This window comes from Inquilinus sp. (genome assembly GCF_057815775.1).
In genome coordinates this window covers 1-8,012 of sequence record NZ_JBYRFX010000863.1, presented here as the reverse complement: position 1 = coordinate 8,012, position 8,012 = coordinate 1, and the positions used below count along the sequence as shown (strand labels likewise).

At 66.7% G+C, this 8,012-nt stretch carries 9 protein-coding genes; 4 read left to right on the top strand and 5 right to left on the bottom strand.

All coding sequences use genetic code 11. From position 1 onward, the window contains the following. Positions 1-121 precede the first annotated feature (121 nt). Together AC3XYG_RS31030 and AC3XYG_RS31025 are read right to left on the bottom strand one after the other, a co-directional pair. Positions 122-1,009: a carbohydrate ABC transporter permease gene (locus AC3XYG_RS31030; RefSeq protein ID WP_489143744.1), complete on the bottom strand. Its 888-nt coding sequence runs from the start codon at positions 1,007-1,009 to the stop codon at positions 122-124. Positions 1,010-1,028: 19 nt separating this feature from the next. Next, positions 1,029-2,279 (bottom strand): ABC transporter substrate-binding protein, encoded by a 1,251-nt coding sequence (locus tag AC3XYG_RS31025; protein ID WP_489143743.1) that lies wholly within the window; start codon positions 2,277-2,279, stop codon positions 1,029-1,031. Between the two features lie 118 nt (positions 2,280-2,397). Here AC3XYG_RS31025 and AC3XYG_RS31020 point away from each other — a divergent pair, with 118 nt between their 5' ends. Next, entirely contained in the window at positions 2,398-3,297 is a 900-nt protein-coding gene (locus AC3XYG_RS31020; protein ID WP_489143742.1) for a helix-turn-helix domain-containing protein, read from the top strand. A 59-nt stretch (positions 3,298-3,356) separates the two neighbouring features. Here the strand turns inward: AC3XYG_RS31020 and AC3XYG_RS31015 are convergent, their stop codons facing one another. From AC3XYG_RS31015 to AC3XYG_RS31005, 3 genes are all read right to left on the bottom strand, one after another. Next, the gene (locus AC3XYG_RS31015) at positions 3,357-4,187 is read right to left on the bottom strand and encodes an endo alpha-1,4 polygalactosaminidase (protein ID WP_489143741.1); all 831 of its coding nucleotides are present in this window, start codon (positions 4,185-4,187) and stop codon (positions 3,357-3,359) included. 324 nt (positions 4,188-4,511) lie between these two features. Next, entirely contained in the window at positions 4,512-5,363 is an 852-nt protein-coding gene (locus tag AC3XYG_RS31010; RefSeq protein ID WP_489143740.1) for an endo alpha-1,4 polygalactosaminidase, read from the bottom strand. Between the two features lie 94 nt (positions 5,364-5,457). After that, on the bottom strand, positions 5,458-5,829 hold the full coding sequence (locus AC3XYG_RS31005) for an endo alpha-1,4 polygalactosaminidase (protein WP_489143745.1): 372 nt from the start codon (positions 5,827-5,829) through the stop codon (positions 5,458-5,460). A 737-nt stretch (positions 5,830-6,566) separates the two neighbouring features. On the opposite strand from AC3XYG_RS31005, the gene AC3XYG_RS31000 reads away from it, so the two are divergent. The 3 genes from AC3XYG_RS31000 to AC3XYG_RS30990 all read left to right on the top strand — a co-directional run. Beyond that, positions 6,567-6,842 carry an HU family DNA-binding protein gene (locus AC3XYG_RS31000; RefSeq protein WP_489143739.1) on the top strand — a complete coding sequence of 92 codons (276 nt, stop codon included), beginning with the start codon at positions 6,567-6,569 and terminating at the stop codon, positions 6,840-6,842. Between the two features lie 124 nt (positions 6,843-6,966). Next, the gene (locus tag AC3XYG_RS30995) at positions 6,967-7,659 is read left to right on the top strand and encodes a DUF2161 domain-containing phosphodiesterase (protein ID WP_489143738.1); all 693 of its coding nucleotides are present in this window, start codon (positions 6,967-6,969) and stop codon (positions 7,657-7,659) included. Positions 7,660-7,787: 128 nt separating this feature from the next. Continuing rightward, positions 7,788-8,012, top strand: a 225-nt coding sequence (locus AC3XYG_RS30990) for an ATP-binding cassette domain-containing protein (protein WP_489143737.1), incomplete at its 3' end; no start/stop codon positions are given.

Genomic DNA, 8,012 nt, shown 5'->3' with positions numbered 1-8,012 from the left:
ACCATGATGATGGCGCCGGCGATCAGCACGACATAGACCAGGGCGTCGGCGCCCAGCCGCAGGGTGCGCGGGCGGGCGGTGCGGCTGCGCACGGCGCCGGGCTGCAGGGCTTGCGTGGCCATCACTGCGTCCCCCAGCGCTTCTGCAGCCGGAAATAGCCGAGCGTCAGCACTAGGATCATCGCGGCCAGCGTCAGGCTCTGCGCTGCGGCGTCACCCATGCGGAAGAAGCCGAAGCCGGTGCGGTAGATCGAATAGATCACGGTCGGCATGGTCGACCCGCCATTGCCGGCCCGGGTCAAGATGTAGATGTAGTCGAAGGCCTGGAAGGCGTGGATGGTCGACAGCACGGTCTGGAAGAACAGGCTGGGCACCATCAGCGGCAGGGTGATGAACAGCAGCTGGTGCCGCGGCCGGGCGCCGTCGATCCGCGCCGCCTCGTAATAGTCGCGCGGCACCGCCTGCAGCCCTGCCAGGAACACGATCATGCCCTCGCCGATGGCGCCCCAGACATTCACGATCACCACCGACACCAGGACCATGCGGGGCCCGAGCCAGCGCACCGGGTCGCCGCCCAGCGCGGTGACGATGCCGTTCAGCAGCCCCTGGTCCTGGGCGAAGATCCAGCTCCAGATCAGCCCGACCGCGGTCGGCGAGGTGATGACCGGCAGGAAGTACAGCGCCCGGAACAGCCCCATGCCGGCCATGCGCCGGTTCAGCAGCAGGGCGACGCCGAGCGAGATCGCCACCGTCAGCGGCACGTAGAGCGCGGAGAAGGCCAGGGTGTTGCCGAGCGCCTTGAGGAAGCCGCGATCTGCCGTCAGCTGGGTGTAGTTCTCCACCCCCGCCCAGCGCGGCGGCGTCAGCAGGTCCCAGTGCAGCAGGCTGAGGCCGGCGGTGGCCACCACCGAGCCGAGTGCGCCGAGCAGCAGGCCGAGCAGCGTCGGCGCCAGCAGCACCAGGACCCAGAAGCGATCCGCGCCGCGCGGGCGAAGGCCGTTCGCGATCATGCCCGATCCCCGCCGCGGCTCAGGGCTTGGCCTGGAGCGCGGCATCCGCCGCCGGGACGAGATCGTCCAGCGCGTCGTCGATCGTGGCGTCGCCGTTCCACACCGGCTCCAGGGCCTCGCTGATTGCCGCCGCCCATTCCTCGAAGCCGCGGAAGGACGGCTTCAGCCGGGCATAGGCCAGGGCGTCGAGGAAGACGCGCTGGTCGATCTTCGCGCCCGGCTGGTCGAGATAGGCCGGGCTTTCGGCCACCGGCTGCAGGATCGGCACGGCGAGGCCCAGCCGGGCCAGCGCTGCCTGCCCGTCCGGCCCGACGGCGAACTTCACGAACTCCCAGGCCTCCTGGGGATGCGGCGTGGCCTTGGCGATGACGAAGCCGGCGCTGTTGACGCTGGTGACGCGCCCTTTCGGCCCGGTGGGCATTGGTGCCACGCCCCAGGCGAAGCTGCGTTCGGTGTATTCCGGCACCACCCAATGGCCGGACACGGTCATCGCGGCGATGCCGGCGGAGAAGCCGTCATTGCCGTACTGCTTCAGCTGTTCCGGCGTCGGCATCGACTTGTCGTCCTGGGCCATCGCGGCGATCAGGTGCCAAGCGTCGCGGGCCGGCCCTTCGGCCATCAGAGTGCGGCTGTGGTCGGTGCTGACGATGTCGCCGCCATAGCTCCACACCACCGGCCCCCACCATGGCTCCGGGTCCAGGATCTCGGACCAGAAGCCCCATTGTTCGGTGGCGCCGCCGTCCGTCTTGTCCCGGGTCAGCGCCTTGGCGGTGCGCCGCAGGTCGTCCCAGGTCCAGTCCGCGGTCGGATAGGCCAGCTTGGCGGCGTCGAACATGTCCTTGTTGTAGTAGAGGACGATGGTCTGGAAATCGCGCGGCAGGCCATAGAAGCCGTCCGGCGTGCGATAGGCGTCGAGCGTGATCGGGTAGATGCCGGACAGCACGGCGGGATCGGCATCGATATAGGGCTGCAGGTTCAGCAGCGCGCCGCGCGACTGCCAGTCCGGGTACAGCGGCGCGTCCATGGCGAAGACGTCGGGCGGATTGCCGCCGGCGACCAGCACGCGCAGCTTCTGCCAGTAGGAATCCCAATCATTGACCTCGACCTTCACCGTGACGTCGGGGTGCTTGGCTTCGAAGGCCCGGGCGACGCTGTTCCAGACATCGCCCTCCGACGGCGTGCCCCAGATCATGTAGGTCAGCTCGGTCGCCGCCCGGGCCGGGGCCGACAGGGCCAGCACGGCACAGAGTGCGGCCACGGATGCCTTCATCGCCATTGGTCCGTCCTTCCCTGTCGAGGCTCTTATTCAGCCACTATGAGATCTTGGATTCCGTATTTCTTCCTCGGATCTTCTTGCATTTTCCGGAAAACCAGCCTTCCATTCCGGGATGGGACAGGATCTGCTATCGCCGGCCGTCCAGGCCGATGTCGACGCCTATCTCGACCGCGGCGCCTTCTATGCCGAGCGGCATGTGCCGGAACCGATGGGCCGGGCGCATTGGCACGACCATATCGAGCTGAACCTGCTGCTGGCCGGCAGCATGACCTATCTGTTCAACGGCACGCGCATCGCCGTCGGCGAGAACCGGGTGCATCTGTTCTGGGCCGCGGTGCCGCACCAGGTGATCGTGGTCGAGGCTGCGACGAGCCTGGTCTGCGTCTACCTGCCCTTCGCCGACTTCCTGGCGTTGCCGGTCGCGGATTCCTTCAAGTCAGGCATCATGGATGGCCGCTTCGCCACCATCGCAGCGCCGGACCCGATCGACCCGCTGCTGTTCCAGCGCTGGGCGGCGGAGTGGCGGGACGGGACCGACCTGCGGCAGCAGATCCTGCGCGACGAGGTCAAGCTGCGGGTGAAGCGCCTGTCGCTCGACGCGGTCGCGCCGGAGGTCACGCCGAGTGGGGCCACGCCCGGCAGGGTTGAAGAGTCCGGGCCGGCGCGGCTGAGCAATGCCGGCGGGCGGGCGATCGAGCGCGTCCAGGCGATGACCGACCACATCAACGCGCATTTCGGCGAGCCGATCGCGGTCGAGGCGGTGGCCGCCGCCGGCGGATTGCACCCGACCAACGCCATGGCCCTGTTCAAGCGGGTGCTGGGCATGACCATCGCCCAGTACATCCGGCGCCAACGCCTGAGCCGGTCGATGATGATGCTGGTCGACACCGACCTGTCGATCGCCGAGATCGCCTATGGCTGCGGCTACGGCTCGCTCAGCCAGTTCTACGAGGCGTTCCAGCGGCATTGCCGGACCACGCCCCGGCAGTACCGGCTGGAATTCCGCCGGTAGCCCGATACGAGCATGGGGCGGCCGGAGCCGCCCCATGCATGGATCAGCCAATCAGCCGATCAGCACCATTTGTAGACATAGCCGGCCTTGCCGGCCGGCAGGACCTTGCGGTCGCGATAGATGATCGAGATCCGGGACCCGCGCGCCTTGCAGGCGGTGGTGAAGAAGGACAATGGGTCGACCGGCTTGTTGTTCGCATCCCGGTTGTTGTCGCTGTACTCGATCTCGTAGACTTGGTTGCCATAGACGTCGGTGAAGTCGTCACACTCCGTCCACACTTGGCACTCCTCGACGATCGCGAAGTCGAAGCTGATGCCGACCCCCGCCAACGCGTTGGTGTTCTTCTGGGCGATCGCGATGTTGGCGGCATGGGCGCGAGCGACGAGCAGCTTGGCGAACGCCTTGTTGTTCTCCATCGTCAGGATACCCTTCGACCGGGTCCAGGAATCGAGATTGTCAGGCTCGATCGCGTTGAAGCCGTCCTTGGCGCATTTGTCGATCCACGGGCCGATGATCGCCAGCACCGCGCTCTGCTTCTTCGGTGAGATGTCGAGGATGTACTCGTCCCGCCAGTTTGGATCGGTGACGAATTTGCCGTCCTTCTTGACCAGCAGGTCCGGATGGTTCGTCGTCCACCACTTCGCGTCGTCCGGCTGGGTCTGGAAGGTGTTGACGTAGCAAATGTTGTATTTGCCTTTGACCGGAGCCGCCAGCCGGTCGCGGTCGACGATCGTGACGCCGCTGCCAGGCGTGTAGATGCCGCCGATCTGGTAGTCGAACTGACCATTCGCCGGCGGCCGCGTGAAGGCCAGGGCGCTCGCCGAGAACGCCACAAGGACGCTCGTCGCTGCGACGGCCAGGGCCATCGTGCGGAACCATGGTGCATGCATGGGGTCGTAACCTCTCGCGCCTGCCGCCCCGCCTCGAGCCGGTCGCTCTGGCGTGGTGGGGGCCGGACTGGATACCGGCTGGGGGCAGGACTCAAAAAAGGGATATCGCCCAGATATCCCAAGGTCAACCGACATCATGCAACAGGAAAGGCCGCGGGAGTTTAAGAAATTGTAAGGAAGTCGATGAACAACAGCCTCACAATCACCAGAATCCGGAAACTTAGACCATGGGGCGGCCGGAGCCACCCCATGCGTGGATCAGAAGAGCTGGCTTCGGCATGGGACCGTGGGGCGGCGGAGCCGCCCCACGCGGGGATCAGCCGGTCAGCACCATTTGTAGACATAGCCGGCCGCGCCGGCCGGCAGGACCTTGCGATCGCGATAGACGATCGAGATCTGGGCCCCGCGGGCCGAGCAGGCGGCGGTGAAGAACGACAGCGGGTCGACCGGGTTGCCGTCGGCGTCCCGGTTGTTGTCGCCGTATTCGATCTCATAGACCTGGTTGCCGTAGACGTCGGTGAAGTCGCTGCACTCCGTCCACACCTGGCACTCCTCGACGATCGCGAAGTCGAAGCCGATCTGTGAGATGCCGATCGACGCCAGCTCGGTGGTGTTCTTCTGGGCGATCGCGACATTGGCGGCATGGGCGCGCGTGACCAGCAGCTTGGCGAAGTCCCGGTTGTTATTCTGCGTCACGACACTCTTCGACCGGGTCCAGGAGTCGAGATTGTCGGGCTCGATCGCGTTGAAGCCGTCCTTGGCGCATTTATCGATCCACGGGCCGATGATCGCCAGCAGCGCGGTCCGCTTCGCCGCCGTGGAGGTGTCGAGGATGTATTCGTCCGGCCAGTCCGGATCGATCACATATTTGCCGTTCTTCTTCACCAGCAGGTCGGAGTGGTTGGTCGTCCACCACGTCGCGTCGTCCGGCTGGGTCTGGAAGGCGTTGACGTAGCAGATGTTGTATTTGCCGGCGACCGGGGTGGCCAGCCGGTCGCGATCGACGATCGTGACGCCGCTGGCGGGCGTGTAGGCCCCACCGATCTGGTAGTCGAACTGCCCATTCGCCGGCGGCTTCGTGAAGGCAAAGGCGCTCGCGGAAAAGGTCGCAAGAACGCTTGTCGCGGCGACGGCCAGGGCCATCGTGCGGAACCACGGTGCATGCATCGCCATCATTCCTGTCCTTCTCTGGGGGGACGCTCTGACCCGGCCACTATGAGGTGACGGATTCCGGATTTCTTCCGCACCACTCCCTGCATTTTCCGGAAAGTCAGCCAAATCGGCAGCCGATCAGCACCGTTGGTAGACAGAACCGGACGCACCGGCCGGCAGGACCTTGCGATCGCGATAGATGATCGAGATCTCGGCCCCGCGCGCCGTGCAGGCGGCGGTGAAGAACGACAGCGGGTCGACCGGGTTTCCGTCGGCGTCCCGGTTGTTGTTTCGCCGCCGTGGAGGTGTCGAGGATGTATTCGTCCGGCCATTGCGGGTCGATCACATACGCGCCGTTCTGCTTCACCAGCAGGTCGGGGTGATTCGTCGTCCACCACACCGCGTCGGCAGGCTGGGTCTGGAAGGTGTTGACGTAGCAGATGTTGTATTTGCCGGCGGCCGGGGCCTGCAGCCGGTCGCGGCCGACGATCGCAACGCCGCTGCCGGGCGTGTAGGCCCCGCCGATCTGGTCGTCGAACTGACCATTCTAGGGCGGCCGCGTGAAGGCCAGGGCGCTCGCCGGGAACGCCGCAAGGGCACTCGTCGCGGCGACGGCCAGGGCCATCGTGCGGACCCACGGCGCATGCATGGAGGTGTGGGCTTTCGCGCCGGCCGCCAAGCGGCGTGGCTGCGGATGCCGTCATCGCCATCAGTCCTGCCCTTTCCCTGTGGACGCTCTATCCCGTCACTTTGGGTGATGGATTCCGGATTTAGCCATCCAAACCCCTTTCATTTTCCGGAAAACCAGCATCCTTCTTTGCGAATGGCGAGGCCCGCAGGCGACGGTCAGCGGCCATGGCCCGGCCAGCCCGCGCGACGCGGCATCCCGGCGCCGTTGCCACACTGCGCCCCGGCAGCCTCCGGCCGGGCTTTCGCCGCCGGGCCGGCTGTTCTCGATATGGCTACCTTCGGCGTCGGGCTGAACGGCGATTGTGGCGTCCCGCCATCGTCCGGTTGCTACGGGCCCGACCTCGATACCGCCAGGCATTCGGGCCGCATCGCTCCGCAGCGCTGACGATGCCCTCGCCGTGGAGATTTCCCGAAGGGGCAAAGTCTGCCGGTGACGGCGTCATCTTGACCACCGTCCATCCGGCGCTTGCCAATTCGGCGCATTCGGCTTACGCAGCCGATCCCGCCCCGCGAGGGCAATCCACGAGGTTTGGATTCATGAACATCGCCGAACTCGCCGATCACGTCGCCACCACTGGCAATCTCAGCAAGGCCCAGGCCAAGCAGATCGTCGACGCCCTGTTCTCAGCCATCGTCGCGGATGCCGCGAAGGGCGGCGAGACCTCGATCCCGGGTTTCGGCAAGTTCAAGGTCGCCAGCCGTCCGGAGCGCGAAGGCCGCAACCCGGCCACGGGCGAGACCATCAAGATCGCCGCCTCCAAGAAGCTCGGCTTCACGCCGGCGAAGGCTGTGAAGGACGCGCTCAACGGCTGAGCAGCGTCACGCTGACCGCTAGGGTCGCAGCGCGGGCAGGCACCGGCCTCCCCGCGCTGGATCCCGGCCCCCATGCCAGTCCGGCATGGACGTATCTTCCGGACCACGGCGCCATCCGCCACAGGTGACGGGACTCCAGGCCCTGGAAACGTCGCTCTACCTCCCGGTCAAACGCTTCCTTGAAACCCTCGGCTTCGTGGTCAAGGGCGAGGTGGCGGGCTGCGACCTGGTCGCACTCGACGGCAGCGACCCTCCCATCGTCGTGGTCGGCGAGTTGAAGCTGACCTTCAACCTCGAACTCGTGCTGCAGGGCGTCGAACGCGCCGCCGCGAGCGACGAGGTCTGGCTGGCCGCCCGGATGTCGATCCGCGGACGCGGCCGCGAGAGCGATTCCCGCTTCCGCAATCTCTGCCGGCGCCTCGGCTTCGGCATGCTCGGCGTGACCGAGGCGGGCGACGTCCACATCCTCGTCAGTCCCGACGCGGCGGCTCCCCGCAAGAATACACGGCGGCGGTCGCGCATCGTCACCGAACACCAGCGGCGGCGCGGCGACCCGGTGTTGGGCGGCGGGTCTCGCGCGCGGATCATGACCGCCTACCGGCAGCAGGCACTGTCCTGCGCCGCGGCGCTGCTGCAGGGCCCCCTGCGACCCCGCGATCTCAGGCCAGTGGCGCCCGACGCCGCCCGCATCCTGCTGCAGAACGTCTATGGCTGGTTCGGACGCGAGCAGCGCGGCATCTACGCCCTGACCGACGCCGGCCGGCAGGCCCTCGACCGCTGGCCGCAGACACCGGCCGAGCCCGAAGCGAAGACCTAAGGTACGAAAAGCGATCGCCGCAGCGTGGCGGCATCCTCCTTTGCTTTGTATACGCAAGCGCTTGCGCAAGCGCTTTCCTTGCACCATGATCGGCAAAAAAGCGGATCAGGGACAGGGAGCCCGAGTGCATGAACCAGGTCACTGCCACGGCCGCCGCAGCCGGCGACACGACATCCGCCGGCCCCGTCGGGGCCCGGAAATGTTTCGGCCTGGCCGGCGCGTCGAAATCCTTCGGCGGCACCGTGGCGCTGCAGGATGTGTCGTTTTCCCTGTGGCCGGGTGAGGTCGTGGCGCTGCTCGGCGAGAACGGCGCTGGCAAAAGCACCTGCGTGAAGCTGTTGGCCGGGGTGTAC

Coding starts and splice junctions, on each gene's coding strand:
- AC3XYG_RS31025 (WP_489143743.1), bottom strand. CDS start 2,279: ATGAAGGCATCCGTGGCCGCACTCTGTGCCGTGCTGGCCCTGTCGGCC.
- AC3XYG_RS31000 (WP_489143739.1), top strand. CDS start 6,567: ATGAACATCGCCGAACTCGCCGATCACGTCGCCACCACTGGCAATCTC.
- AC3XYG_RS31015 (WP_489143741.1), bottom strand. CDS start 4,187: ATGCATGCACCATGGTTCCGCACGATGGCCCTGGCCGTCGCAGCGACG.
- AC3XYG_RS31020 (WP_489143742.1), top strand. CDS start 2,398: ATGGGACAGGATCTGCTATCGCCGGCCGTCCAGGCCGATGTCGACGCC.
- AC3XYG_RS31010 (WP_489143740.1), bottom strand. CDS start 5,363: ATGATGGCGATGCATGCACCGTGGTTCCGCACGATGGCCCTGGCCGTC.
- AC3XYG_RS31030 (WP_489143744.1), bottom strand. CDS start 1,009: ATGATCGCGAACGGCCTTCGCCCGCGCGGCGCGGATCGCTTCTGGGTC.